General features: G+C 63.0%; 23 protein-coding genes. 16 read left to right on the top strand and 7 right to left on the bottom strand.

The genetic code is table 11. The features are described from left to right. The first annotated feature begins 20 nt into the window (after positions 1 to 20). The 6 genes from SKZ59_RS09490 (at position 21) to SKZ59_RS09515 (ending at position 7,061) form a co-directional block, all read left to right on the top strand. Positions 21 to 929: a GGDEF domain-containing protein gene (locus SKZ59_RS09490; protein WP_319991529.1), complete on the top strand. Its 909-nt coding sequence runs from the start codon at positions 21 to 23 to the stop codon at positions 927 to 929. Beyond that, on the top strand, positions 929 to 1,954 hold the full coding sequence (locus SKZ59_RS09495) for an AraC family transcriptional regulator (protein WP_319991530.1): 1,026 nt from the start codon (positions 929 to 931) through the stop codon (positions 1,952 to 1,954). The genes SKZ59_RS09490 and SKZ59_RS09495 overlap by 1 nt, the downstream gene beginning before the upstream one ends. Positions 1,955 to 2,218: 264 nt before the next feature. Then, on the top strand, positions 2,219 to 3,613 hold the full coding sequence (locus SKZ59_RS09500; RefSeq protein ID WP_034755962.1) for a class I SAM-dependent methyltransferase: 1,395 nt from the start codon (positions 2,219 to 2,221) through the stop codon (positions 3,611 to 3,613). After that, entirely contained in the window at positions 3,613 to 4,956 is a 1,344-nt protein-coding gene (locus tag SKZ59_RS09505) for a HAMP domain-containing sensor histidine kinase (protein WP_319991892.1), read from the top strand. Before SKZ59_RS09500 ends, SKZ59_RS09505 begins: the two co-directional genes overlap by 1 nt. Before the next feature lies 1 nt (position 4,957). Further along, the gene (locus SKZ59_RS09510; RefSeq protein ID WP_319991531.1) at positions 4,958 to 6,055 is read left to right on the top strand and encodes a hybrid sensor histidine kinase/response regulator; all 1,098 of its coding nucleotides are present in this window, start codon (positions 4,958 to 4,960) and stop codon (positions 6,053 to 6,055) included. Next, on the top strand, positions 6,048 to 7,061 hold the full coding sequence (locus SKZ59_RS09515; protein ID WP_319991532.1) for a response regulator: 1,014 nt from the start codon (positions 6,048 to 6,050) through the stop codon (positions 7,059 to 7,061). Before SKZ59_RS09510 ends, SKZ59_RS09515 begins: the two co-directional genes overlap by 8 nt. Positions 7,062 to 7,133: 72 nt before the next feature. Here SKZ59_RS09515 and SKZ59_RS09520 read toward each other — a convergent pair whose 3' ends face one another. After that, entirely contained in the window at positions 7,134 to 7,661 is a 528-nt protein-coding gene (locus SKZ59_RS09520; RefSeq protein ID WP_034755971.1) for an SRPBCC family protein, read from the bottom strand. Between the two features lie 217 nt (positions 7,662 to 7,878). On the opposite strand from SKZ59_RS09520, the gene SKZ59_RS09525 reads away from it, so the two are divergent. Both SKZ59_RS09525 and SKZ59_RS09530 read left to right on the top strand, forming a co-directional pair. Next, positions 7,879 to 8,664, top strand: coding sequence for a DNA/RNA non-specific endonuclease (locus SKZ59_RS09525; RefSeq protein WP_319991533.1), 786 nt, complete (start codon positions 7,879 to 7,881; stop codon positions 8,662 to 8,664). Positions 8,665 to 8,685: 21 nt separating this feature from the next. After that, the gene (locus SKZ59_RS09530; protein WP_319991534.1) at positions 8,686 to 8,940 is read left to right on the top strand and encodes a hypothetical protein; all 255 of its coding nucleotides are present in this window, start codon (positions 8,686 to 8,688) and stop codon (positions 8,938 to 8,940) included. 36 nt (positions 8,941 to 8,976) lie between these two features. On the opposite strand, the gene SKZ59_RS09535 is transcribed toward SKZ59_RS09530, so the two are convergent. The 6 genes from SKZ59_RS09535 to SKZ59_RS09560 all read right to left on the bottom strand — a co-directional run bounded on the left by SKZ59_RS09535 (position 8,977) and on the right by SKZ59_RS09560 (position 15,347). Continuing rightward, positions 8,977 to 9,612 (bottom strand): VOC family protein, encoded by a 636-nt coding sequence (locus SKZ59_RS09535; RefSeq protein ID WP_319991535.1) that lies wholly within the window; start codon positions 9,610 to 9,612, stop codon positions 8,977 to 8,979. Positions 9,613 to 9,714: 102 nt separating this feature from the next. Continuing rightward, positions 9,715 to 12,591, bottom strand: a complete 2,877-nt coding sequence (locus SKZ59_RS09540; RefSeq protein ID WP_319991536.1) for a pitrilysin family protein — start codon at positions 12,589 to 12,591, stop codon at positions 9,715 to 9,717. Positions 12,592 to 12,667: 76 nt separating this feature from the next. Then, positions 12,668 to 13,000: a type II toxin-antitoxin system RelE/ParE family toxin gene (locus SKZ59_RS09545; RefSeq protein WP_319991537.1), complete on the bottom strand. Its 333-nt coding sequence runs from the start codon at positions 12,998 to 13,000 to the stop codon at positions 12,668 to 12,670. A 1-nt stretch (position 13,001) separates the two neighbouring features. Next, the gene (locus SKZ59_RS09550) at positions 13,002 to 13,289 is read right to left on the bottom strand and encodes a type II toxin-antitoxin system Phd/YefM family antitoxin (RefSeq protein ID WP_070302789.1); all 288 of its coding nucleotides are present in this window, start codon (positions 13,287 to 13,289) and stop codon (positions 13,002 to 13,004) included. Positions 13,290 to 13,371: 82 nt separating this feature from the next. Next, positions 13,372 to 14,358, bottom strand: coding sequence for a diguanylate cyclase (locus tag SKZ59_RS09555; RefSeq protein ID WP_319991538.1), 987 nt, complete (start codon positions 14,356 to 14,358; stop codon positions 13,372 to 13,374). Between the two features lie 89 nt (positions 14,359 to 14,447). Continuing rightward, a complete protein-coding gene (locus tag SKZ59_RS09560) occupies positions 14,448 to 15,347 on the bottom strand; it encodes a sensor histidine kinase (RefSeq protein ID WP_319991539.1) in 900 nt (299 codons plus the stop codon). 288 nt (positions 15,348 to 15,635) lie between these two features. Between SKZ59_RS09560 and queE the strand changes: the two genes are divergently transcribed. From queE to SKZ59_RS09600, 8 genes are all read left to right on the top strand, one after another. Continuing rightward, complete coding sequence (gene queE, locus SKZ59_RS09565) at positions 15,636 to 16,271, top strand: 7-carboxy-7-deazaguanine synthase (RefSeq protein ID WP_034755996.1); 636 nt, start codon at positions 15,636 to 15,638, stop codon at positions 16,269 to 16,271. An 8-nt stretch (positions 16,272 to 16,279) separates the two neighbouring features. After that, on the top strand, positions 16,280 to 16,726 hold the full coding sequence (queD, locus tag SKZ59_RS09570; protein WP_034755997.1) for a 6-carboxytetrahydropterin synthase QueD: 447 nt from the start codon (positions 16,280 to 16,282) through the stop codon (positions 16,724 to 16,726). After that, positions 16,719 to 17,228 (top strand): tRNA adenosine(34) deaminase TadA, encoded by a 510-nt coding sequence (tadA, locus tag SKZ59_RS09575; protein WP_319991540.1) that lies wholly within the window; start codon positions 16,719 to 16,721, stop codon positions 17,226 to 17,228. The genes queD and tadA overlap by 8 nt, the downstream gene beginning before the upstream one ends. A 201-nt stretch (positions 17,229 to 17,429) precedes the next feature. Continuing rightward, the gene (locus tag SKZ59_RS09580) at positions 17,430 to 19,793 is read left to right on the top strand and encodes a TonB-dependent hemoglobin/transferrin/lactoferrin family receptor (RefSeq protein ID WP_319991541.1); all 2,364 of its coding nucleotides are present in this window, start codon (positions 17,430 to 17,432) and stop codon (positions 19,791 to 19,793) included. 63 nt (positions 19,794 to 19,856) lie between these two features. Then, entirely contained in the window at positions 19,857 to 21,014 is a 1,158-nt protein-coding gene (locus SKZ59_RS09585; protein ID WP_319991542.1) for a hemin-degrading factor, read from the top strand. Between the two features lie 270 nt (positions 21,015 to 21,284). Beyond that, positions 21,285 to 22,202: an alpha/beta hydrolase gene (locus SKZ59_RS09590; RefSeq protein WP_319991543.1), complete on the top strand. Its 918-nt coding sequence runs from the start codon at positions 21,285 to 21,287 to the stop codon at positions 22,200 to 22,202. Positions 22,203 to 22,234: 32 nt separating this feature from the next. After that, positions 22,235 to 23,152 (top strand): muramoyltetrapeptide carboxypeptidase, encoded by a 918-nt coding sequence (ldcA, locus tag SKZ59_RS09595; RefSeq protein WP_319991544.1) that lies wholly within the window; start codon positions 22,235 to 22,237, stop codon positions 23,150 to 23,152. 14 nt (positions 23,153 to 23,166) lie between these two features. Further along, on the top strand, positions 23,167 to 24,348 hold the full coding sequence (locus SKZ59_RS09600) for a DUF418 domain-containing protein (RefSeq protein WP_319991545.1): 1,182 nt from the start codon (positions 23,167 to 23,169) through the stop codon (positions 24,346 to 24,348).

The raw sequence follows: 24,348 nt of genomic DNA on the forward strand, positions 1-24,348 counted from the left end.
ACTTTTAAAGGTTTTCCCACATGCTGCCATTGCACCGTAACAGCCTGATTGCCGCCGCACTGGCCTTGCCCCTGTTCTTGTTCCTGTACGCCACGTTAGGGCACCCTAAACCGATTGCCATCTGGAAGTGGATGGATATCGTCTGCGAAGGCGGCACGGCCGTCATGGCGGGCATCTGGTTTTTGTTTACCCTCAGCAGCCGGCCGCGCGGACTGGTGACGAGTCTGATCGCCGGCGGCCTGTGCGCCATCATGCTGGGCTCCTGGGCTGATTGCCTGGACGAATTCTTCGCTATCGACAAGAGCGCCGTATGGGATAACTGGCTCGAAGGCTTGATTCCGTTTGGCATGCTGCTGGTAACGATCGGCATGTATTACTGGCGCCAGGAACAGTTTCGCCTGAATGAGCACCTGCAAAAGCGTGAACGCCTGTTCCGCGACCATCGCGCTTTCGACCGCATCACGCAGCTGGCCGATGCCAGCTATCTGCGCACGCAGATGCGCCTGGAGCAGGAGCGCCGGCCCGGCCTCGATTGCGCGCTGGTCTTGCTCGATATCGACAGCTTTCACCTGATTAACCGCGAATATGGCCACCGTGAAGGCGACCGCGTGCTGCAAGCCGTGGGCCACATGCTGCTGCTGAACCTGCGCAATGACGATTTGCTGTGCCGCTATGCGGGCGACCGCTTCGCCGTGCTGATGCCGGGCGTGTCGCGCGAGGATGGAGCCGTGAAGGCGCGCCACCTGTGCGCCATGGTAGGGCAGATGCGCCACCACGCCAACGACAACCGTGAAATCCGTCTGAGCCTGCGCCATGCCTGCTCGCTCACCGACGGCGTGCCGGAAGTGGTGCTGGCCGAGCTGAGCCGCGCCGTGGAAACGCCGGGCCGTAGCACCGGTCCCCGCGCCGGCACCGCCGCGCCTGCCTGATGCCGCTGAACCAGCAGGGAGACCCCAGCATCGCAGCCCATCACCAGCCGGCGCTGGTGCTCGATTACGCGCGTAGCCGCGAGCTGGCCACGGCGCCGCTGCTCAAGGGCACGGGCCTCGATGGTGGCGCGCTGCCGTCCGCGGAAAGCCAGGTCAGCGCCGCGCAATACCTGCAATTGCTGGCCAACGTGGCGCGCGGCCTGGACAGTGCCGACACGAGTTTCATGCTGGGCCAGCAAATGCTGCCCGGCCATTACGGCGCGGCCAGCCATGCCTTGCTGCAGGCGCAGAACCTGCGCCAGGCCTTGACCATCCTGTGCGATTTTCATACCTTGCTGTGTCCGCTGCTGCAACCGCGTTTGCGCGAAGCGGGCGACATGCATGTGCTGTACTGGGTCGACGCCTTCGGCGCACCGAGCCAGCTGCCATTTCTCGTGGAAATGCACATGACGGCGCTGGCGGCCATGTGCCGCTGGCTGGCCGGAGAGTCCTTGCCGTGGCGCTTCTGCTTCAACCGCGCGCGGCCCCGTCACGTGGAGCAGCACGAAGTGCACCTGGGGCAGTCCCTGCGTTTCGATTGCCAGGTCGACGCCATGCTCATCGATTCCAGCTGGCTCGACAAACCTTGGCCGCGCGGCAATGCCACGGCGGCCGCGCTGGCCTTGCGCGCGGCGGCCCTGGCGCCCGTACCGGCCGCGAGCCTGCTCGGTGCGCTGTACGATTATCTGCTGGCCAATATCCGCTGCGCGCCAACTCTGGAGCGCACGGCGCAGGAGTTTGGCGTCAGTCCCGCCACCCTGAAGCGCCATCTGGCGCGCCATGGCACGCATTTTCAGGCCGAGCTGGACCAGGTGCGCGCGCACAAGGCGATTTATCTGTTCCAGGCGCATGGCTACGACAACGACGCCGTAGCAGCCTATCTCGGCTTTCATGATGCCACCAACTTCCGCCGCTCGTTCAAGCGCTGGACGGGGCAAACGCCACAGTTGCTGCGTCATGCGCTGGCACTGTTTATTGCGGGATGAGCGCCGGCGTTGCGCGCCAGCGCCACGGAGAGTCGTTCCTGAGGGAACAATTGCCCGTTCTGCTACATCCATAGTACACTCGATCAGAGAGCGAACAGATGCGCTTTGAGGCGCTCCGGCACGGCGTCGCGCGACGCCGCAATACCGCCATTGCGATGGCGGAGCCGGCGGCAAACGACCGGTATGCCGTGCCTTAACCCAGCCTGGAATCTGGTGTCACCAGTGTGGTGCGCCGGAAACCGGGCAACTTGATAATGCTCAATCGTGTATTCACAATCGCAGATCGATCCAGTCGTCAGTTTCCGCAACACCCAGGGTGAGGCGGTGCGCGGCACGATTTTCAACTTGCAGCGCAATTCGCTGGTCATGGAAATCTACAATCCATACTCGATTGTGCAGGTCAGCGAGGTGCTCAATGACGTGACGGTGCGGATGGGGGCGAAAAACGCCTACGTCGGCAAGGCCGTCGTCATCAGCAGCGTCAATACGGGCCTGACCGCCATCGTTTCCGTGACCCTGATCGACGAGTGGCGCGAATTGAGCGACGTGGTCGTCGTCAAGGGCGCCGTATTGAAAGAGTCCAGCGCCTTTGTCGCCGGCTGGGGCGAGCGCTTCCGCATCCGCCGCGACTACCAGATCGTCGTCAACGAAATGCGCGCCTTTTTGTCGGAAGTGGCGCGCTGGGTCGAACAGGTCGACTTGTCCGACTCGCTGCCCAAGGAAAACGGCCGGCTGCGCCCCGATATCTTCGATGAGCTGGCCTTGCCGCTGATGGAGCAGACCCAGCTTTACTTGCGCCAGCTCGAGGTAGAAGCCTCGCTCGTCGAGGAAGAGCGGGCACCGGCCCACCGCGCATTTGCCCAGGCGGCGCTGCATCCTTTGATCCTGCGCGCGCCCTTCGTCTTCCGCACGTTTACCAAGCCGCTCGGCTATGCGGGCGATTACCAGATGGTCAACCAGCTGCTCGACGATCCGCGCCAAGGTCCGAGCACGTATTTTCAGATCGTCAATGCGGCTTTCTTGCAGGCGGCCGTGGCCACCGCGCACCGCAACCGTATCGATATCCTGACGGAATTTTTGGCAGAAAAGGCGGCCGCGGCGCGTGCCGCGGGGCGTGTGTACAAAGTGCTCAACGTGGGCTGCGGCCCGGCCATCGAGGTGCAGCGTTTTCTCGAGACGTGCCCCGATGCGCAGTGGCTTGCCTTCGAGCTGGTCGACTTCAGCAGCGAGACCCTGGACTGGACGCGCGCGCGCCTGACCACCATCATGCAGCGCACGGGGAGAGTGGTCGAGATTGATTATGTGCACGACTCCGTGCATAACCTGCTCAAGCGCCGCCATGGCTCGGGCATCACGGGCTTGCCCGGCAGTTTTGACGCCGTGTATTGCGCCGGCCTGTTCGACTACCTGTCCGATAAAGTGTGCGCGCGCCTGCTGATGCACTTCGCCTCGCGCGTGGGGCCGGGCGGACGTTTGCTCGTCACCAATGTGCACGCCAACAACCCAGGCAAATTCGGCATGGAGCATTTGCTCGAATGGCATTTGATCTATCGCAATGAAGCGGGCCTGTCGGCCCTGCTGCCCGAGCACGCGACGGATCCGCTGATCTATGTCGACGCGACGGGCGTGAATGTGTTCGCGGAAGTGAGCATTCCTTGATGGACACTCCAGGCCTGCACGCCGGCTACACGGCCGTTTTGCGCGACTTCCGCCTGGAATTCAGCCGCGGCGGGGCGTATACGGGCATCGTGCTGATCCTGCTGGGCATGGGCCTCGATTCAGCCCTGTACCCGGACAAGCAGTCGGCGTTTACCAGTGCGCGCATCGTCGTCTCCGTGCTGATTTTCTGCGTCGTGCTGGCCATGCGCACGCGCTGGGCGCAAGACCGCATCCAGGGGCTGACGTTTGTCTGGCTGATCCTGCCGCAAATCATGATCGCCTGGATGATCGCCATCACGGAAGGCGCCACCTCGATCTATTACGTGGGCATGACCCTGGCCATCTATTCGTCGGGCATCGTGCTCGCTTTCGGCTTGTGGCAAAACATGGTCTTCGGCGCCATCTCCTGCCTGCTGTACGTGGGCGCCTGCGCCTGGCATGCGGGCGGCTTCGACTTGCCGGGCACCTTTGTCGTCAACTGCCTGTTCCTCATCATGTCGGCCAGCATCAGCGCCGTCTTTACGTATTTCAACGAGCGCGCCCGCTTCATGCTGTTCCAGCTGAAGGCGGAAGTGGCGCAAAAGAACACGCAGCTGGAAGAAACCAACAAAAGCCTGGCCGATATCAAAGGGCAGATGCTGCAGCAAGAGAAAATGGCCGCCATCGGCACCCTGGCCGCCGGCATGCTGCATGAAGTCAATAACCCCGTGAATTTCTGCATGATGGCCATCGAAGTGGCCATCGAAGACCCGGCCGCCAAGCAAAGCGCGCTGGTCAGCGAATGCCTGGCCGACGCCAAGCAGGGCATGCTGCGCGTGCAGCACATCGTGTCCGACTTGAAGACCTTTGCCTACCGCAAGAGCGGCAACCAGCTGGAAACGGGACACTTCCAGTTCCGCAGCGCGCTCGACGCGGCCATCCGCCTGGTGGGGCATGAAACGAAGAATGTCAGCATCAGCCACGACTTGCCGGTCGACACCCTGGTGCGCGGCGACGAGGCGGCCATCGTGGGCGTGCTGATCAACTTGCTGGGCAATGCCGTGCTGTCCATGCGCAAGGGCAATGCGCCGCCGTTCGAGATCCGCATCACGGCCCATTGGGATGACAAGCGCCTGCGCATCAGCGTGCGCGACAACGGTCCCGGCATCGCCCCGGAAAACCTGGCGCGTGTTTTCGAGCCGTTCTTTACCACGCGCGAAGTGGGGCAGGGGCTGGGCCTGGGCTTGAGCATCAGCTATGGCGTGATCGAGCGCCACGGGGGAACATTGAGCGCCGAAAGCGAGCTGGGCAAATGGGCCAGCATGAATTTCGACTTGCAGCGCTCCGATTGGGAGGGCCGCTAGCATGGACAGCGATAGCCGCGCCAGCGTGCTGTACGTGGACGATGAAGCGCTCGCCTGCAAGTATTTCGAGCGCGCCGTCGGTCCCCGTTACCGCGTATTGACGGCGCAGAGCGTCGATGCGGCGCTGGCCTTGCTGGAAGACGAGGCCGGCCAGATCGACGTGCTCGTCACCGATTACCGGATGCCGGACCGCCTGGGTAGCGAGCTGCTGCAGGAAGTGGCGCAGCGCTATCCGCACATCGTCTGCATGCTGGTGACGGCCTATGCGGACAAGGACGTGCTGCTCGAGCTGATCAATGGCGGCACCTTGTTCCGTTTGCTGGAAAAGCCGCTCGACCTGGCCGCCATGCAAACGGCGCTGCAGCTGGCCGTGCAGACGGGCCGCGAACGGGCCGCGCGCCGCCAGGGCCTGGTGGCGATGGAGGAATCGCTGGCTTTCCTCGCACATGAATTGAACACGCCGCTGGCGGCCATCGCCAATTTTGCGCGCGGCATTGCTCGGCGCGCGCAGGCGGACGCCGCGCCGCAGGCCGAGATCGGCGAAGCGGCCGCCTTGATGCACGACAATGCGCGCTATTGCCTGTCGGTCCTGGCCAGCTTTGTCGATACGGTGCGCCTGGCCAGCGCCGGGCCGGGCATGCAGGGCGGACGCCGCGCCGGCAGCGCGCGCCAGTTGCTGGACGCCTTGCTCGACAGCTATCCCTTGAGCGCGGCCCAGCGCGCCGCCATCACGGTCGAAGTGGGCGAAGATTTCTCCATAGCCGAGTCACCCAATTGCGTCGCGCTGATTTTATCGTCCGTGCTGGCGAATGCCTTGCGTTCGGCCGGCGAGCAAACCCATCCGGCGATCGGCATTCGCATCGATGCCGGCCGCATCACGGTGCGCGACAATGGCGCCGGCATCGCCCCCGAGATTGTGGAGCAGCTGTTGATCGACCCCGTCAGTGCCGGCGGCGGCGAAGGCAAGGGCTGGGGCATGGTGTTTTGCCACCGCATGATGCAGTCGTTCGGCGGCAACCTCGATATCGCCACCGAGTTTGGCACCTCCACCACGGTAACCCTGAATTTTCCAGTACATATAAGGAACGAGCATGATTGACGCCAATCTGCGTTTACCGGCTCAGCGTGAGCCGGCGCAAGGCTTGCCGACGATACTCTATGTCGATGACGAGGCCAACGCCCTCAAATACTTCCAGCGCGCCATCGCGCCGCTGGCCGACGTGCTGACGGCTACCTCCGTCGAGGAGGGCAAGCGCATCCTCGACGAGCAGGCCGACCGCATCGCCGTGCTGGTGTCGGATCAGCGCATGCCTGGCGCCTACGGCAACGAATTGCTGTCGTACGCCTGGGACCGCCATCCGCACATCGTGCGCATTCTGACCACCGCGTATTCCGAACTCGAGCACACGGTGGAAGCCGTCAACCAGGGGCAGATCCACCGCTACATCCAGAAGCCGTGGGATATCGCGGCGCTGCGCATGGAACTCAAGCAGGCGCTGGAACTGGCGCGCTTGCGCAATGAACACGCCCAGTTGTTGCGCGAAAAGCTGATGGTGCGCCAGCGGCAAGCCGTTGCCAACCGCATCGGCACCCTGTACGCTCTGTGCGCCAGCCTGGCCGGTCCGGAACAGCAACTGCCCGTGGAAGCGTATCTGTCGGCGGCCTTGACGGCGGGCGTCACACCGCCTGAGCCGGACTGGCTGCTGATGGATTATGCCGACCTGGTCAGTTCGGAAGCGTTCCGCGGCACGGCCTTTGCCGCCGCCGTGCGCCAGCAGCTCGACACGCTCGAGCGCGAGCATCCGGGGCGTGGCGTGGAGCAGGCGATCGACATGCTGCTGCCCGTGTTTGGCGCGGCGCTGCAAAACCAGGGCGGCACGGCGCTGTTCCTCGATGGACGGCTGCTGACGGAATTCCTGGAAACGCCGACCACCACGCCCGTCTCGCCCATCCACTCGTTCTGGCTGGCCAGCTTGCTGTGGCTGGCGCGGCGCGGCTGGTCCCTGCAGTTGAGCAAGACGGAACTGGGCTTGCAGGGCAAGGTAGTGCAGGCTGAACCGGCGCTTACGCCAGACCACCTGGCCGCCTGGATCGAGCAGTTCTGAGCATGCCCCCGCAAGGGGGCGCCAAGTAAAACAGGGCCGCGCGGGCCCTGTTTCCATGTGCTGCGAGCGGGCTTAGCGTTCCGCGGCCGCCTTCAGGTTGTTCAATCCTTTTTCAAAATCCTTGCCGATCATCCTGTCCATGCTGACGAAGACCGTCATGACCTTGCTGACGTAAGGGCTGGGGCCCGTCATGGTCCAGTTCACCTTGGTGCCGTCGCCCTCGGGCGTCATGGTAAACGTGGTGGTGTTGTGGCTTTCGAACGGCTTGAGGAAGTCCAGCTTGATGACGGTGCGTTCGGGCTGGGCCGCTTCCGTGATTTCCATGCGGCCGGCGCCCACCTTGTCATTGCCTTGCCATGCATATTGCGCACCCAGGCCATTGGCCGGCCCCGTAAACGTGCGGCGCATGGCCGGGTCGAGCTTTTCCCACGGCGACCAGGCGGCCCAGTAATGAAAGTCCGTGATCAGGGCGGCGATTTTCTCGGGCGGGGCCTTGATGGTGATTTCGCGCTGGACACTGAAAGTATCGGGCTTGGTGGTGGCATAGCCGAGGATGGCGGCGACGACGACGACGATCAGCAGCAGGGTTTTTTTGATCATATGCTCTCCAAATCTTGAATGGTCGATGCGAACGAATCTAGGCAATCTTAGCAGATATGAATGGCTGTGCGGGGCCTGTTGGCCTTTATTTGCGCCAGCTCTGCGCAGGCCCGCCTGCCTGCCCGTTTCCAGGCGCGCACGCCAGGCTGGTGCGGGTTTGTGGTGACGGCCCGCGTCCGCTAGAATGCTGGCCTGCAAAGATTTCACTTAGGGAAATATGATTCAACGATCGATCGCCAGGCTGACCCTGGCGTGCGGCTTGCTGGCTTCCGCCTTTGCCGCGAACCTGGCGCATGCCGATGCCTGTCCCGCCCATTACGTCGATGGCCGCAAGCCGGAAATCACCAACCCCAAGCTGGACGTGGCGACCAAAGAGCTGTGCTACAACGTGTTTGGCGTGATGCATTCGGGTATCACCCGCACGCCGCTGTGGTCGGCCGAGCATTTGACGGCGAACAATCTGGACGCGGCGCAGGATTTGTCGCGCGAAAACTCCTTCCACGCCGAACGCAAGCTGCCCGCCGCCCAGCGCGCGGAATTGGCCGACTATGCGCGCAGCGGCTTCGACCGTGGCCACATGGCGCCCAACGGCGACATGCCGGACCGCCAGAGCCAGCGCGACAGCTTTACCCTGGCCAACATGGTGCCGCAAGATTCGCGCAACAACCGCTATGTGTGGGCTGGCATCGAAGGCGCCGTGCGCAAGATGGCCAAGAAAGAGGGCGACCTGTACGTGATCACGGGGCCGGCTTTTATTGGCGGCAACTTGCGCAAGGTGGGCCGGGTGATCGTGCCCAGCCATCTGTACAAGGCCGTGTACAGCCCGCGCCAGCGCGCCGGCGCCGCCTACTTCATTGAAAACGTCGACACCAAGACGTATGAAGTGTTGAGCATTGCGCAACTGGAAGACAGGATCGGCATCGATCTGTTACCGTCGCTGACGCGCCAGCAAAAGCTGCGCATGCTGAGTTTGCCCAAGGTGAAGAGCAAGTCCAAAAAATAAGACCGTCAAAAAGGAAATCCCATGTGCGCAAAGAAATTCGTCCCGTATGCCAATGAAAGCGATGTGCTGGAAATCGGCAGCCTGACCATCGAAAACCGGATCGACCGCATCAGCATCAGCGGCGACATCGACCTGACCCTGGACAAGCCGGGCCTGGCCCTGGCCAAACAGCTGCAAAAACTGCTGGGCGACGTGGTGGCGCAGCTGGAAAAGCAGGAACTGCCTGACCAGCTGCCGCCGCCCGAGGTGACGTCGGTGGCCAATCCGTTCGAGTGAGTTGGCAGGGCGGGGGCGGTTGATCGCCCGCCGCGCTTACAGTCGGCGCGGCCCCTGCGGCGTATTGATGTGGGCGACCAGGCCAGCGCCGCGTTCCGCTGTCGACGCGTGCACAACAAGCTGGCCTTCAAGGCCCAGCGATAGCAGCAGGCGGGCAATGCGTTCCGGTTCGGGATGAAACAGTTCGAGCTTGACGAGGGACAGCCCCTGATCCTGCAGCCTGGCCGCCGGGTGCGCCTCCGCTTGCCACTCGATGAGTGCCGGAGCGACGCCATGCAAGGGCAATGCGCCATCGCCGGGAATGGTGATCAGCCAATTCAGAGCACCCCGGCTCATGGCTTCGATATTGCCAAGCGGCTCCGAACACGCCGCAACGCTTGCCTCGATATCGGCGGTGCGGGCTATCCAGGTGGCGAGTGCCGGCGCCGCATCGGCGGCCAGGGTGTCAAGCGCGAACCAGCGGGGCCGGGACGGTAGCGGCGCCTCGGGGTCGGGTGCAATCACTTCCAGGTAGACAGCATCGCCTAGCCTTAGCAGAAGGTTATGCGTCCCCATGCGGGTATGCGCTCCGCCAGTCTGAAGTTCTACCCCCAGCGCCAGCCGCACCAGCTCCGCACCCGCTTCCAGCGTTGGCGCCGTGATGGCGATATGATCAATGTGACAGCGTGGCATTCCATATCCTTCCCCGCAGGTCGTTGATGTGTTCAAGTCTGGCCATCCCCGATGCACCCCATCCGACATGCTTCGTCAGATGGGGTGATCCAGCGCCAGCCCTTACTTCGCGAACGCCTGCGCCGCCGGTGTCACCGTGACGGCTGCCGGCTTGATGTCCAGCTTCATCGCGCCGATGACCTTGTCTTCAACGAGCAGCGCTTGCGGCTTGTTGCCGTCGTACTTGATGGGAGAAAACGCGTCGCTGACGAGCTTTTCCTTCAGGCCGGCCGCATCCTTGGCGACGATCACCACGGACAGGTTCTTTGCCGACAAATGTTGCTTGATGGCGCGGTTGACGTCCGCCAGCGTCAGTGTCGACAAGCCATCACGCATCAACTTGGTGAACTCGGGCGTGCCATACCATTGCGAATCGAGCGCATAGCCCAGTTGCTGGTCTTGCGTCGACGTCATGACGAAGACGTTCTTCATCAGGTAGTCGCGCGTGGTGGCGAAATCGTCCTGCGTCAGGCCGTTGTCGATCAGCTTGCCCAATTCCGTCAGGGCCACGCGCAGGGCGAAGTGGGCGTTGTCCGGCGCCACGGGGCGGATCCAGATTTCGAACAGCTGCGCCTTGCGGCCCAGGTTCGGGTTCGGGAAGAACTGGAACATGCCGCGCGGGAAGGCTTCAATGTACGCGTAATCGCCATAGTTCATGCCGCGGATTTCACGGATGCGCTGGTACAGATAGGAATTCGAGGCGCGGTGCTCGCCCAGCCATGTCTTCGCCAGCCACAAGGCGGGGAAGTCCGGGTGCGTGCGCGTCACCTCCAAAGGCAGGCCGAAGGAAATGGCCGTGGCGCGCGTGTTTTTCTCGATGATTTCCACTTCCAGGCCGTTTGCCTTGCGGCCCGCGGGTTTGACGGTGGCGGGCAATCCCGGGCCGGCCGGCAAGCTTGCCAGCGCCTGCGTCAGTGACGCCGTCATGGCCTCGGAGACGTCGCCGGAAATGCCTACCTTGACGGCGCCTTGCGCATACGCGCTCTTCCAGAACTGTTTGACATCGTCGAGGGTGATGGCGTCGATGCCGGCGACCGTGCCCAGCACCGGGTGGCCGTACGGCGTGCCCGCATACACATTCGTTTGCAGGCGTTCCTTGGCGAATTCCTCTTCGTTATTGTCCTTCAAGTCCAGCAGCAGCGCGTTCTTTTGCGCGTCCTTCAGGCGGCGGAAGTCGTCTTCGCGGAAACCGGGCGACAGCAGCAGGGGCAGGGCGATGGCGTTGAACTGCGTCCAGTTATCCTTGTGGATGGAACCCGTAAACGTCGTCATTTCCTTGTCCGTCTGCTGGCTGAAACTGCCGGCCAGCGGGAACAGGGCCTGGTTGACTTCGTCGATCTTGCGCTCGGACGAGCCACCGGACGCCACCATGGACGCCGTCAGCGCGGCCAAGCCTTCCTTGCCTTGCGGGTCTTGCGCGGAACCGGCCATAAACAGCAGCTTGTAGCGGATTTGCGGCAGCGCGGACTTTTGCACCAGCACGTCAAACTTCGCGCTCGAGGCGGCCGGCAGCAGGCTGGCCAGCTTCGGCGTGGTGGCGATGGCGGCGGCCATTGGCTGATGCGACAGGGTCGTGACCACCAGGCCCTCGTCCGTCAGGTATTTGCGCGCGGCTGCCTGCAGGTCGGCCGGCGTGAGCGTATCGATCAGGCGGTAGTACTGGTTGATGGTGGCATACGAGCGGTCGAAATGCACGAAGGAAGCCAGGGTGCCGGCGATCTGCTCCGTGTTGTCGAGCGAGCGTATCAAACCGTATTTTTCAGCCGACTTGGCGTCCGCCAGGTCTTTTTCGCTCACTGGCGTGTCGCGCAGCCGCGCCACGGTGGCCAGGATGGCGTCGCGCACGTAGACGGCGTCATCGATGTTTTTCACGCGCGCGCCGAGCACGGCCAGGGTTGGGTCGACCCGGTCTGGCGTCATCTCGAACAGCTGGTCGACCTTTTGCTCGTTTTGCACGAGGCGTTTATACAGCGGCGAGGTGCGGCCGAACGACAGCGACAGCAACGTTGCCAGTGCCGCCTGGTCCTTGTCCTTCACGGAAAACGCGGGCGCGTGGAAGCCGACGGCCACCCATGGCAGGGTCGGCGTGGGCCAGGCCACATGCTTGTAGACGGGGCCGCGCGGCGAGGGTTCGACGGGCACGGCCGCCTGCTGCTTGCCGCGCTGCCAGCCGCTCCAGTATTTTTCCACCAGCGCGATGGCTTGCTGCGGTTCCACGTCGCCGGCGATGATGATGGTGGTGCGCTCGGGACGGTACCAGCGGTCGAAGAAGATCTTCGAATACGCGTACTGGTTCGGCATGTCTTCGATGTCCTGGATAAAACCCATCGTCGTGTGCTTGTAGGTATGCGTCGTGTAGGCGCTGTCGCGCATCACTTCGAACAGTTTCGAGACGGGATTGGCGCTGTTCTTGTTGTATTCGCCCAGCACGGCACGCGATTCCGTCTTGAACGCGTCTTCCGCATAGTCGAGGTGCTGGAAGCGGTCCGCTTCCACCTTCAGCACGGTTTCCAGGTCCTGCTTGGCAAACGTCGTGTGGTAATTGGTCAGGTCGTCGCTCGTATACGCGTTCTGGCGTGCGCCGGCGCGCGTGATCACTTCCTGGTATTTTTCGGGCGGATAGGCCTTGGTGCCGCGGAACATCATGTGCTCGAAGAAGTGGGCAAAGCCGGATTTGCCTGGCTCGACTTCATTGCGCGAACCCGTCTGCACGGGAATCTGCAAGGAAACGAGGTTCGGGAAGCCGGTCGGCACGATGATGATCTTCAAGCCATTGGGCAGGGTCTTTTCCGTGGCCTTGAACGGCAGCAAATCGGCCTTGCTGGCGGCGGCGCTATACGCGGCGGCCGGTTTGACGGGCGCGGCGCCCAAGTTCGACGAGGCCATGGCCGACAGGGCCAGGGCGAAAGCGGGTAATAAAACGGGCATGATTCTTGACACGGGGGCTCCTTCTTTTTTGGAAATGTGGAAAGTGCAACGCCGCAGCATAGAATATTCGTGCCGCCCTGCATAGGGGCTACAAGTCGGGCCGCAGGATGCGGGCCGTGAGATGGCTGAGAAAATCGCGCCGGGTGGGCAGGAACATGCGGATGTACACGATGTCGTGCGCGCGGTCATGGTGGTAGACGACGCGGATCTCTTCGCACAGGCGTTGCCGCACATCCATGCCGACTTCGCGGGCGGCTTCGACGGGCGTGCCGCTGTCGGGAAAGGTTTTCAGATCAGAGAATAATTGCCGGAAAGCGACGATGAACTGCGCATGGGCGGCGGCAGTGTGGCGCGCCCTGAAATCGCTGCGCAGCTCATTGAAATCGGCTTGCGCGCTCTTCAGCACGACGATGTGCGTCATCTCAAGCCTGGTCGAGGCTGGCCAGGAAATCTTCTTCGGACACGACGTCGCCGCGCGCGATGTCTTGGTTGCCCATGGCGATCAGTTTCATGAACGCATGCTGTTCCTGCATCTGCTGCGCTTGCCGCTTGCCTTCCTGATACGCGTGCATCGATAGCACGACCATTTTCGCTTCGCCATTTTGCGTGATGATGATGGGCTCGTCCTGGCCTGCGTCAAAGCCGTTGACGATCTCCGTCGTATTGGCCTTGAGGTAGGAAATCGGCTTGATGCGTTCCTTGAGGTTCATGGCGGCTCCGGATGCGAAAAATTGTGACAGGACCAAATATACACCAAATTTGGTCGTGTTTCCTGATGCTGGGACTTGTTACTTATGTCAGTGTCGTTTCCGGCAGGCTGATGCGGTTGCGGCCCAGGTGCTTGGCGCGGTACAGGGCGCAGTCGGCCGTATGGATCAGCTGCCCCAGTTCCGTGCCGGGACCGGGCAGGGCCGTGGCGGCGCCGATGCTGACGGTGACACAGGCGCCGTCCGGACGCTTGCGCGGCAGTTGCAGCCGCTCCACGCGCTGGCGGATGCGTTCGGCCACGATGGCCGCGCCCTTGAGGGACTGGTTCGGCAGGATGACGGCAAACTCTTCGCCGCCGTAGCGGGCCACCAGGTCGTTGGCGCGCATTTCGCTGGCCACGGCGCCGGCCACCTTGCGCAGGCACAGGTCGCCGCCCTGGTGGCCGTGGCTATCGTTGTATTCCTTGAAATTGTCGACGTCAACCATCAGCAGCGACAACGGCTGGCCCTGCCGCTGGGCGCGCTGCCACTCGGCCAGGATGGTGTCGTCGAAGCAGCGCCGGTTGGCCAAGCCCGTCAAGCCATCGCGCGTGGCCAGGCGTTCCAGTTCCACGTGCGCGCGCTTTTCGTCCGTCATGTCGCGCAGGGTTTCGACGACGGCGATCAGTTCGCCGTGATTGCCGTAGATGGGGCTGGCATCGACGGCCAGGTAGCGCCGCCGTCCCGTGCGCGGCATGTCGCACCAGTTTTCCGCGCACAGGTTGCTGCCCGTGCTGCTGCGGTATTGCTGCTGGGTATGCAGAGCGCGCATGTCGCCGCCGCGCCCGGCCAGCAGCAGGTCGGCCAGGGTGGGGCGCTCGTCGTTGTAAAAGCAGCGGCCCGGTTCGCGCGTACCCAGCACTTCGCTTGCCGGTACGCTCGTCAGCTGCTCGCAGGCGCGGTTCCAGATCATCACCCTGCCATGCACATCGAGTACAAAGGTGGGCACGACCAGCAATTCCATCATCTTGACGGCGAAACCCTGGGCTTCACCATATGGCGATGGGCTGGCATGTGCGTGGCTATCCGGCATGAAAGCATCCTTCTTGGGCGTGAATGGGGCTGGCTCGTTGGCCATGATGCAGCGTGGGGTAGCGATGGTGTTGATATTGAGCAATATTTTCAGTGATGGACCATTGCTTCGTCGTGGCAGACCGGCAGGGGCAGCGATACGCGCAAGGTGGTGCCGGCGCCGCTGCGGCTGTCGATGTGCAGGCTGCCGCCGGCGGCGGCCACGCGCTCATGCATGCCGGACAGGCCGCAACCGAGGCGCGGCGGCGAGCCCGACAGTCCGATGCCGTCGTCGCTGATGCGGCAAGCCACGGTGGCGCCCGTTTGCTGCAGACACAGCTGGACATGCGTGGCGTGCGCATGACGGGCAATGTTCGCCAGCGCTTCCTGCACCACGTGATACAGCAAGGCGCCATGCGCACGGCCGGCGGCGGCGTCGAGCCGGTAGTCGCAGCCGCAGCCGATGCCTGTGGTACGCGTAAAGTCGGCCAGCAGTTCATCGCATGCCGCTTGCAGGCCCGCGTCGAGGGCAGGCGGGCGCAGGTCATGGATGACGCAGCGCAGCGCCGCGATGGTCAGGTCGACATTGCGCGCGATCACGGCCAGCTGTTGCGCCAGCTGGGGCGCCGCGTCATGGGTGCTGGTCTGCAGCATGGACAGGTCGATCTTCAGAGTCAGCAGATGCTGGCCCAGGTCGTCGTGGATGTCGCGCCCGATGCGCAGGCGTTCCTGCTCGCGCGCCTGCTGTTGCCCGCTGGTCAGGCGCGCCTGTTCGCCGTCCTCGCGCAGCTGTTCCAGCGCCTGCAGGCGCAGCGCCAGGCGGTGCTGGCGCCACAGCAGCAGCGTCAGCGCACCGAGCAGGACGGCGCAGGCCGCCATCAAAGGGGAGGGTGCGCCGACCGGCGGCATCGGTCCCGCCGCGTATCCAGTGTGCACGGTGGCGAGTGCGCTGGCCGCCAGACAGGCCAGAATGCTCAGACGGTACGGCAGGCGTAGCCAGCGTTGCATCATTTCTCGCTCCCTAAATGTTTTCCAGAAGGCAATCTTATTACAGAAAATATATTAACTGTGGGCTATTTATATTGTCTAAACGCAAAAGCCGCGCAGTTATGCCTTTCGCCGTGGCTTTCTGGTCCTTTGGCGCCGCACGGTCAGGTGACGGGTACGGCATTTGCACGGGAAGTGTCGTGGCGGCATATAATAGAGGGTTGTCAATCGGTTTTTGCGGTTCCGGCGGTATGCGCCGGCATCGCTGCGTACGCCCTGCGCGAGGACGCCAGCCAGCTCTTAGGAAATACAGTGACTTATAGCATCAAAGAGATTTTTTACACCCTGCAGGGCGAAGGTGCGCACGCGGGCCGTCCGGCCGTGTTTTGCCGCTTTTCCGGCTGCAACCTGTGGACGGGCCGCGAAAGCGACCGCGCCACTGCCGTGTGCCAGTTCTGCGACACGGATTTCGTCGGCACGGACGGCGAACTGGGCGGCAAATTCAAGACGCCCGAGGAACTGGCCGCGCTGATCGACAGCCTGTGGCCGGCCAGCTACGCACCGAGCAAATACGTGGTGTTTACGGGCGGCGAACCGCTGCTGCAGCTGGATACGGCCCTGATCGACGCCATGCACGCGGTCGGCTTTACCATCGCCATCGAAACCAACGGTACCTTGCCCGTGCCGGCCGGCGTGGACTGGATCTGCGTCAGCCCGAAGATGGGTTCGACACTGGTCGTACACAAAGGCAATGAAATCAAGGTGGTCATTCCCCAGTTCCAGCAAGACCTGGCTGCCTACGAACAACTGGATTTCGAGAACTTCTTCGTGCAGGCGATGGATGGCCCCCTGGCCGCGCACAACATGAAGCTGGCTATCGAAACATGCAAAAGCAACCCGAAGTGGAAGCTGAGCCTGCAAACCCATAAACTCCTGCAAATACCTTAACAACCCATATGCTGACTATCACACGCAAGCTCGAATTCGACGCGGGCCACCGCATTCCCGACCACAAAAGCCAGTGCCGCAACCTGCACGGCCACCGCTACACGGTGGAAATCACCCTGGTCGGCAAGGTCATCGAAGCGGAAGGCAATTCCGACAATGGCATGATCATGGACTTTTCCGACGTGAAAACCCTGGCCAAGCAGCACCTGGTCGACGTCTGGGACCACGCCTTCCTCGTCTACGAAAAAGACACGGCCGTGCGCGACTTCCTGGCCAGCCTGCCCGACCATAAAACCGTCGTCATCGACCGCATCCCGACCGTGGAAAACCTGGCGCGCATCGCCTTCGATATTTTGAAGGCCGCATTTACCGACCATTTCGGCACGGGCTTGCACCTGCATAAGCTGGTGCTGCATGAAACGCCGAATTGCTGGGCAGAAGTCACCGATGACTGAAATGCACGCTAGCGCGCAGGATGCGCGCTACATGCAGCTGGCCCTGGACCAGGCCCAGCATGCGTGGGACCTCGGCGAAGTGCCCGTTGGTGCCGTTGTCGTCAAGGATGGCGAAGTCATCGCCGTCGGCTACAACCAGCCCATCGGCCGCCACGACCCCACGGCGCACGCGGAAGTGATGGCCTTGCGCGCGGCCGCCGAAAAGTTGGGCAACTACCGGCTGCCCGGCTGCGAGCTGTACGTGACCCTGGAGCCGTGCGTGATGTGTTCGGGCGCCATGCTGCATGCGCGTCTGGCCCGCGTGGTGTATGGCGCGGGCGACCCGAAGACGGGCGCCTGCGGTTCCGTGCTGAACCTGTTCGAGCAGCCGGCACTGAACCACCAGACGGCTATCGTCGGCGGCGTGTTGGCCGATGAGTGCGGCGCTTTTCTCAAGCGTTTCTTTGCCGAGCGCCGCCGCGCGCAGGCCGAGGCGCGCAAGCTGGCCCATCCGCCAGCCTGACATCAGCCCAAGATGCCAGTCATGCCAGCCCTCCAGGCTGGCATTTTTATAATTGTTGCGAAATAACATCTGTCTAGACCAATTGTCATTCTCAAATGAGAATGATTCGTGTTACAGTATTGTTTTCGCCAGCAAACTTCCCTTGCGCATCGTTATCGATCCGGGTTCAAGAGCCAGCCTTTACTCTTAGACCGGACCATCATGACTACTGTGCTTCCGCAGCGCACCGCTGCACCCGTCGTATCTTCAGCCCATCTGCCTGCCCGCCGCCATAATCTGGTGCTGCGCGCCGCCTTGCTGGGCCTGTTCGCAGCGCCGATGCTGCCTGCCGTTGCGCAAAATGCCGCCATCAACGCGGGCACGGCCGCCCAGGAACCGGCCAAGCTGCCGGTTTTCCCGGAAATCGTCGTGAACGCCAAGCAGGACTACGAACGCCGCGCCGGCACCAAGACGGTCGTCACGGCGGAAGACCTGGAGCGCCGCAATGTCACGGGGATGGGCGGCATCGTGCGTTATTTGCCATTGATCAGCGCGCCGGCAGCGGCTTCGGGCAGCGGCAGCGTGTGGGATGGTTCGGGCAACACTGGCTATAACATCCGCGGCCTGGAAGGCAACCGGGTCAGCCTGGACGTCGATGGCATTTCCTTGCCCGACGCGGCACCTAAGCCCGATGGCAATACCCTCAACGCCTTCGGCACGGGCCGTGATTATTTCGATCCTGAAACCTTCCGCGAAGTACGCATCGATTCGGGCACGACGGCCGTCAGCGGCGCCAGCCCTGGCCTGGGCGGTGGCGTGGCCTTTGTCACCAAGTCGCCCGAGGATTATCTGGGTGAAGGGCAAGACCATTACGTGGCCTATAAATACGGCCGCGCCACGGCCGACCGCAGCAATGCGCACACCCTGACGGGCGCCGCCAAGCTCGGCGCCAGCCTGCAAGGCCTGGCCGTGTACGTGCACCGCGATGGCGAGCAGCTTGACAGCCGCGGCAGCGCCAGCGTCAACCCCGACGACTGGCATTCGAACGCCTTGCTGTCCAAGCTGGTGTGGACTTTGCCGGGCGAACAGAAGCTGGACTTGACGGTCGACATGTTCGAGCGCAAGAACAAGCGCGATCTGCGCAACAAGGTCAGCACGTATTATCCGACGGGCGTGCAGCAGGATTCCACCACCAAGCGCACGCGCGTCAGCCTGGGCCACGACGTGGTGCTCAAGGATTTCGCCCTGTTCGACCGCCTGACGTCGAAAGTGTATCTGCAGAATGCGAAAACCGATGACAAGACGCAAGGCCTCTACACCTTCGGCAGCCCGGCACAGCGTACCATCGACACCAGCTTCAAGAACGACAGCATCGGCCTGACGTCAGAAGCGTTCAAGCAGCTCAATGCGGACAACGCGCTGCTGTACGGTGTGCAGCTTGAGCAGTTGAAAACGCGCCGCCCGTGGCGCGAAGACCGTGTCATCGTTGCCACCGGCCAGCATCAGATCACCAACAAGAACCGCATGGCCGACATGGACACGACCAAGCTGGCCCTGTACGTGCGCGACGATCTCAGTTTCAATCTGGCCGGCAAGAAAGCCGTGCTGACGCCGGGCTTACGTGCCGACTACCGCAAGAACGAGCCGAAAAATCTGCAAAACTATGTGATCGCCGTGCCGAACGCGGCCAAGGAAGTGCGCAAGGAAAGCGACACGTATTTCACGCCGAGCCTGAGCCTGTCCGTGGAAGTGTTGCCGCAAATGAACGCGTATGCCACCTTCACGCGCGGCACGCGCCTGCCGACGGCGGCCGAGCGCACCGGTACCTACGATTCCTTCAGCTACACGGGCAGGGGGACGGGCTATGCCGTGCTGGGCAATGCGAATTTACGCAAGGAAACCAGCCAGGCCTATGAACTGGGTTTGAAGGGCGACATCGTCAAGGGCTTAAGCATGCACGCGTCCGTCTACCAGACGGAATACAAGAACATGATCGAGTACGTGATGCAGGAAGACGATCCCGTGAACTATCCCACCATCGTGCAGGGTTTGTTCCGCCCGGAAAACATCGGCGATGCCCGTACCTGGGGCGGGGAGCTGACCCTGCGCGCGGAGCTGGGCGCCTGGGCGCCGGCCATGCAGGGCTATCGTGTCGACCTGGCCACGGGCGTGGCCAAGGGCCGCTCCTTCAATACCCGGACGGGCGAGAGCGGCGGCCTGGCCTCGGTGGCGCCAGCCAAGACGGCGCTGACCTTCGGTTACGACCACAGCAACATGCTGTTCGGCCTGGAACTGACGGCGCTGCATGCCGGCGACAAGCAGGCGCCGAACGACTTGCTGATGGGTACGACCGCGCCGCGCTTCAAGGTGCCGTCGTACACCATCTTCGACTTGTCGACTTACTGGAACGTGCACAAGAACGCGAAGATCGTCGTCGGCGTGTACAACTTGACGGATCGCAAGTACTGGGATTACGCCGCTTCGCGTAGCCTGTCCGCCGGCACCACGGCCGCCAGCCGTGCCGAGATCGAGCGCTACGCCAAGCCGGGCCGCAATGTGGCGGCCAGCCTCAGCCTGAACTTCTAAATTTTTTACCGGGGAGGGGTGCTTGCCCCTCTGTTTTTCCATGTTTGATTGAATGGTCTTTCTATGAAGTTATCCAAACTCGTTCTATCCCTGCTAGGCAGCCTGCTGATCGCAAACGCATACGCGGCCCCAGCCACTTTGGCGGAACGCTGGTCCACCTTGCGCACGGAACAGCCGAAGCTGCAGATCCGCGACGCGGCGCGCGCGCTGGGTGTGTCCGAAGCACAATTGCTGGCAACCAATATCGGCAAAGGCGTCACGCGCCTGCAGGCCGACGGCAACCAGCCGCGTGAAATCATGCGCGCCGCGCTGGACCTGGGCACCGTGCAAGCGATCACGCGCAATGAAAACGGCGTCATCGAAACGACGGGCGTCGCCAGCAAGTTCAAGCAGGCGGGCGACAAGTCGGAACAGGCCGACGCCAAGCAGGATCCGGAAACGCAAGCGCGCCAGCGCAATATCGCGGGCGGCTACCTGGGCGGCCAGATCGACCTGCGTTTCCACTTTGAAAACTGGAAATACGCATTTGCCGTGGAACAGGCGGGCCGCGATGGCAAGCCGACGCGCAGCCTGCAATTCTTTGATGCCAACGGCACGGCCGTGCACAAGATCTACCTGCGCAACGAGCCTGGCGTGGCCGTCTACGACAAGCTGGTGGCGACGTTCCGCATGCCCCAGCAAAGCGCGGATTTGAACGTGCTGGCCGTGGCGCCCAAGGCCGCTGAAAAGCCGGACACCGAAATCGACGTCAAGGAATTCCAGCTGGCCTGGAAAGACATGACGGACGTGCACCAGTTTGCGCAAATCATGCGCGAGTTCCATCTGTCGCGCGAACAGGCGCTGCGCCTGGCGCCGGCCGGCGTGGTCGAGCGCGTGACGCCGGAAGCGCTGCGCACCCTGCTGGAAAACGCGGCCAAGGACAAGGTCGCCATCATGGTGTTCCTGGGCAATGAAGGCTTGACGCAGATCTACAGCGGCAAGATCGAAAAAACCATGGCCGCGGGCGGCTTCTTCAATGTGCTGGACCCGGACTTCAACTTGCACATCCGCGACACGGCACTGCGCAGTGGCTGGGTCGTCAAGCGCGGCGGCGTCACTTCCGTCGAATTCTTCGACAAGGAAGGCACGCAAGTGGTCTCCTTCTTCGGCGTGCGCGAACGCGGCAAACCGCAGCCGCAAGCGTGGGTGGACTTGGCTGACAGCCTGCCAAAGGAAAAATAATGTTTTTTGCAAGTTGATGAGTATCAGCACGTGACAGAACCGTAGCGAGCGGAAGCGAATTGTGGTCGAGAAGCGCAACCGTACTTTAGGTACGGTGAGCATCGCAGGCCGCAAGTCGCGACGCGCAGTAGGTTCTGTCATGTGCAAGCAGAGCAACACTTCAGTGTGAGTGCCGCGTGCCGGTCTCATGTCTGAAGCACAATAGTGGTATGCTGGTTGCAAGGCCGCAGCGATCGTGCCTGCGTGCTGGTTCCTGTAAGAGAGGCAATCATGGCAACCATCATGGCGAACGGCCTCAACATAGCTTATGAAAGCCACGGCGACCCCAACGATCCGTGCGTGCTGCTGGTCATGGGCCTGGGCATGCAACTGATTGCCTGGCCGGCGGACTTCGTCGAAGGCATAGTCGAGCAAGGTTTTCACGTGCTACGTTTCGACAACCGCGACAGCGGCCTGTCGAGCAAGATGGCGCTGGCGGGCAAACCGTATCTGCCGCTGGCCTACGTGAAAAACTTGCTGGGCTGGCCCCTCAAAACTTCCTACACCTTGAATGACATGGCGGACGACGCGCTCGGTTTGCTGGCGGCCCTGCGCATTGCGCAAGCGCACGTGATCGGCGTGTCGATGGGCGGCATGATCGCGCAAGTGATGGCGGCGCGCGCGCCGCTGCAGGTGCTCAGCCTGACGTCCATCATGTCGAGCAGCGGCCGGCGCGGCTTGCCCGGCCCCACGCGGGCCGCGCGCAATGCGCTATTGCAACGTCCGAAACGCAATGCCAGCCGCGCCGAACTGATGGCGCACATGGCGGCCACCGTGCGCGTCATCGGCAGCCCCGCCTATCCCGTGTCGGAAAAACTGCTGTACCAGCGCATTGAAGCGGCGTTGCAGCGCGGCAGTTGCCCGGAAGGCGTGGCGCGGCAGATGGTGGCCATCGCCGCGTCGGGCGAGCGCACGGCCCTGTTGCCGAGCATCAGTTGCCCGGCGCTGGTGATCCATGGCGCGGCCGACCCCTTGATCCCCGTCGCCTGCGGCATCGATACGGCGGCGCTGATCCCGGGCGCCCGGCTTGAGGTGATCGAAGGCATGGGGCACGACATGCCGCCCCAGCTGATCGAGCGCCTGCTTGCCTTGATCGATGTGCATCTGCAAGGTAAGATGGCGCCCCAGATGCGCTCCCAGCCAGCCTAGGCGCGCCCACCATTTTTGAAGGCACGGGCATTTTGAAGACACCTGAGATTGGCATCGCCATCGTTGCGCCGGGCGGTTATGCGCCCGACGCGGCGGCTTTGGAACGCGGCATTGCCCGCTTGCAGGCGCAAGGCGCCACCGTCCATAATTACTACGACCCCGACCACACATTCCAGCGCTTCGGCGGCACGGATGCGGGCCGCCTGGCGCAGCTGAACGCGGCCGCTGCCGACCCGGACGTGCAAGTGGTGATCGCTCTGCGCGGCAGCTACGGCATCAGCCGCATCCTGCCCAACATCGACTTTACTGCCATGGCCGATAGCGGCAAACTGTTTGTCGGCTACAGCGACTTCACGGCCTTCCACATGGGCTTGCTGGCGAAAACGGGTCGCGCCAGCTTTGCCGGCCCCATGATCTGCGACGATTTCATCCGCGACGAGCCCGAGCAATTTACGCTCGATCAGTTATGGTCGTGCCTGGCCGGTCCCACGCACACGGTCACGGGCACGGCGGCGGGCAATCCGCAGGTCGAGCTGCAAGGCAAGCTGTGGGGCGGCAACCTGGCCATGCTGGTCCACTTGCTCGGTACGCCGTATTTCCCCGAGATCGATGGCGGCATTTTGTTCCTGGAAGACGTCAACGAACACCCATACCGGGTCGAACGCATGCTGCTGCAATTGCTGCACGCGGGTGTGATTGGCCGCCAGCAAGCCGTGGTACTCGGCGATTTTTCCGCCTATAAATTGAGTCCGATGGACAATGGCTACGATTTCGACGCCATGCTGGCCTACGTGCGCGAACGCTTGCCCGTGCCCGTGCTGACGGGGCTCGAGTTCGGCCATATCCGCCGCCGTGTTACCTTGCCGTTCGGCGGCCACGCGCGCCTGCAATCGGATGCGTCCGGCTTCAGCCTGCAAGTGACCGACTACCCGACCCTGGCGCGCCCCTGAACGCCCTGAGCTCCATGTCCGCCAAGCCCGGCAGGCTGCTGCAGCTCGACGTGCTGCGCGGCATCGCCGTGTTTGGCATCCTGCTGGTGAATATCTGGGGCTTTGCCTGGGGCACCTTGTCCCTGCGCTACGGTACCTTGCCGGCGCAGCCGCCCGTGCTGGACCAGCTCGTCATTTTCGGCGTGGCGGCGCTGGCGCAATTCAAGTTCTATCCCATCTTCGCGTTTCTGTTCGGCGCGGGATTTGCCTTGCAGACACGTTCCCTGAAGCGCCAACTGGGCAGCTGGGAGCAGGCGCAAGCGGCTTATCGGCGCCGGCTGCGCTGGCTGCTCGTGTTTGGCCTGCTGCATGGTTTCCTTATCTGGAGCGGCGACGTGCTGACTTCGTATGCGGTGGCCGGCATGCTGATCCTGCCGCTGGCAGCGGTCAAGCTCAGCCGCATACGCAACCGCGCCTGGCTGGTGGCCGCCGGTTTTCTGCTGTTCATGTGCTTGCTCATTCCCGTGGGCCAGCAGGGCGGCGCGCCGGACATCGCGCGCGACCTGCAAGGCTTTGCGGACCGCTACGCCATCTACACGCAGGGCAATGTGCTGGCCGTGGCCAGACTGCGCGCCAACGATTTCCTCGTCTCCCTGCTATACGCCATCGTCATGCTGCCGCACATCATCGTGCTGTTCCTGCTGGGCATCTTGTCCGTGCGCTTGGGCTGGCTGACGCAGCCGCGGCGCCACCAGCTGCTGTGGTGCCGCGTGCGCGCCGTGGGGCTGGGCGTAGGATTGCCATTCAACCTGCTGGCCGCGGGCGCCGTCGCGTGGCAGGTGGCCGATCCGTATCAAACCGTATTCGACACGGCCCTGTTCGAAGTGGGCCTGTTCGCCGGCGGCCCCGTGCTGGCGGCCGGCTATGTGGCGGCGCTGATGCTGGCCGGTCCTTTCATGCTGCGCTGGCTAGCGGTATGGCTGGCGCCCGTGGGACGCATGGCGCTGAGTAATTATCTGCTGCAATCGATAATCGGCACGTGGCTGCTGCAAGGGCCGGGCCTGGGCTGGGGCGCAACACTGCGTCCGGCCGAGATGCTGGGACTGGCCGTGCTGATCATGGCAGGGCAGGTGCTGCTCAGCCGCTACTGGCTGCGACATTTCCGCCAGGGGCCGATGGAAGCGCTGTGGCGCCGGCTGGCGCGATTGCCCGCCTGA

The organism is Janthinobacterium sp. GMG2 (genome assembly GCF_033949445.1).
Classification (GTDB): Bacteria; Pseudomonadota; Gammaproteobacteria; order Burkholderiales; family Burkholderiaceae_D; genus Janthinobacterium; species Janthinobacterium aestuarii.

Bases quoted from the DNA above. Each gene is read 5' to 3' on its own strand.
- SKZ59_RS09490 (WP_319991529.1), top strand. From the start codon at position 21: ATGCTGCCATTGCACCGTAACAGCCTGATTGCCGCCGCACTGGCCTTG.
- SKZ59_RS09495 (WP_319991530.1), top strand. From the start codon at position 929: ATGCCGCTGAACCAGCAGGGAGACCCCAGCATCGCAGCCCATCACCAG.
- SKZ59_RS09505 (WP_319991892.1), top strand. From the start codon at position 3,613: ATGGACACTCCAGGCCTGCACGCCGGCTACACGGCCGTTTTGCGCGAC.
- SKZ59_RS09510 (WP_319991531.1), top strand. From the start codon at position 4,958: ATGGACAGCGATAGCCGCGCCAGCGTGCTGTACGTGGACGATGAAGCG.
- SKZ59_RS09515 (WP_319991532.1), top strand. From the start codon at position 6,048: ATGATTGACGCCAATCTGCGTTTACCGGCTCAGCGTGAGCCGGCGCAA.
- SKZ59_RS09520 (WP_034755971.1), bottom strand. From the start codon at position 7,661: ATGATCAAAAAAACCCTGCTGCTGATCGTCGTCGTCGTCGCCGCCATC.
- SKZ59_RS09525 (WP_319991533.1), top strand. From the start codon at position 7,879: ATGATTCAACGATCGATCGCCAGGCTGACCCTGGCGTGCGGCTTGCTG.
- SKZ59_RS09530 (WP_319991534.1), top strand. From the start codon at position 8,686: ATGTGCGCAAAGAAATTCGTCCCGTATGCCAATGAAAGCGATGTGCTG.
- SKZ59_RS09535 (WP_319991535.1), bottom strand. From the start codon at position 9,612: ATGCCACGCTGTCACATTGATCATATCGCCATCACGGCGCCAACGCTG.
- SKZ59_RS09545 (WP_319991537.1), bottom strand. From the start codon at position 13,000: ATGACGCACATCGTCGTGCTGAAGAGCGCGCAAGCCGATTTCAATGAG.
- SKZ59_RS09550 (WP_070302789.1), bottom strand. From the start codon at position 13,289: ATGAACCTCAAGGAACGCATCAAGCCGATTTCCTACCTCAAGGCCAAT.
- SKZ59_RS09555 (WP_319991538.1), bottom strand. From the start codon at position 14,358: ATGCCGGATAGCCACGCACATGCCAGCCCATCGCCATATGGTGAAGCC.
- SKZ59_RS09560 (WP_319991539.1), bottom strand. From the start codon at position 15,347: ATGATGCAACGCTGGCTACGCCTGCCGTACCGTCTGAGCATTCTGGCC.
- queD (WP_034755997.1), top strand. From the start codon at position 16,280: ATGCTGACTATCACACGCAAGCTCGAATTCGACGCGGGCCACCGCATT.
- tadA (WP_319991540.1), top strand. From the start codon at position 16,719: ATGACTGAAATGCACGCTAGCGCGCAGGATGCGCGCTACATGCAGCTG.
- SKZ59_RS09580 (WP_319991541.1), top strand. From the start codon at position 17,430: ATGACTACTGTGCTTCCGCAGCGCACCGCTGCACCCGTCGTATCTTCA.
- SKZ59_RS09585 (WP_319991542.1), top strand. From the start codon at position 19,857: ATGAAGTTATCCAAACTCGTTCTATCCCTGCTAGGCAGCCTGCTGATC.
- SKZ59_RS09590 (WP_319991543.1), top strand. From the start codon at position 21,285: ATGGCAACCATCATGGCGAACGGCCTCAACATAGCTTATGAAAGCCAC.
- SKZ59_RS09600 (WP_319991545.1), top strand. From the start codon at position 23,167: ATGTCCGCCAAGCCCGGCAGGCTGCTGCAGCTCGACGTGCTGCGCGGC.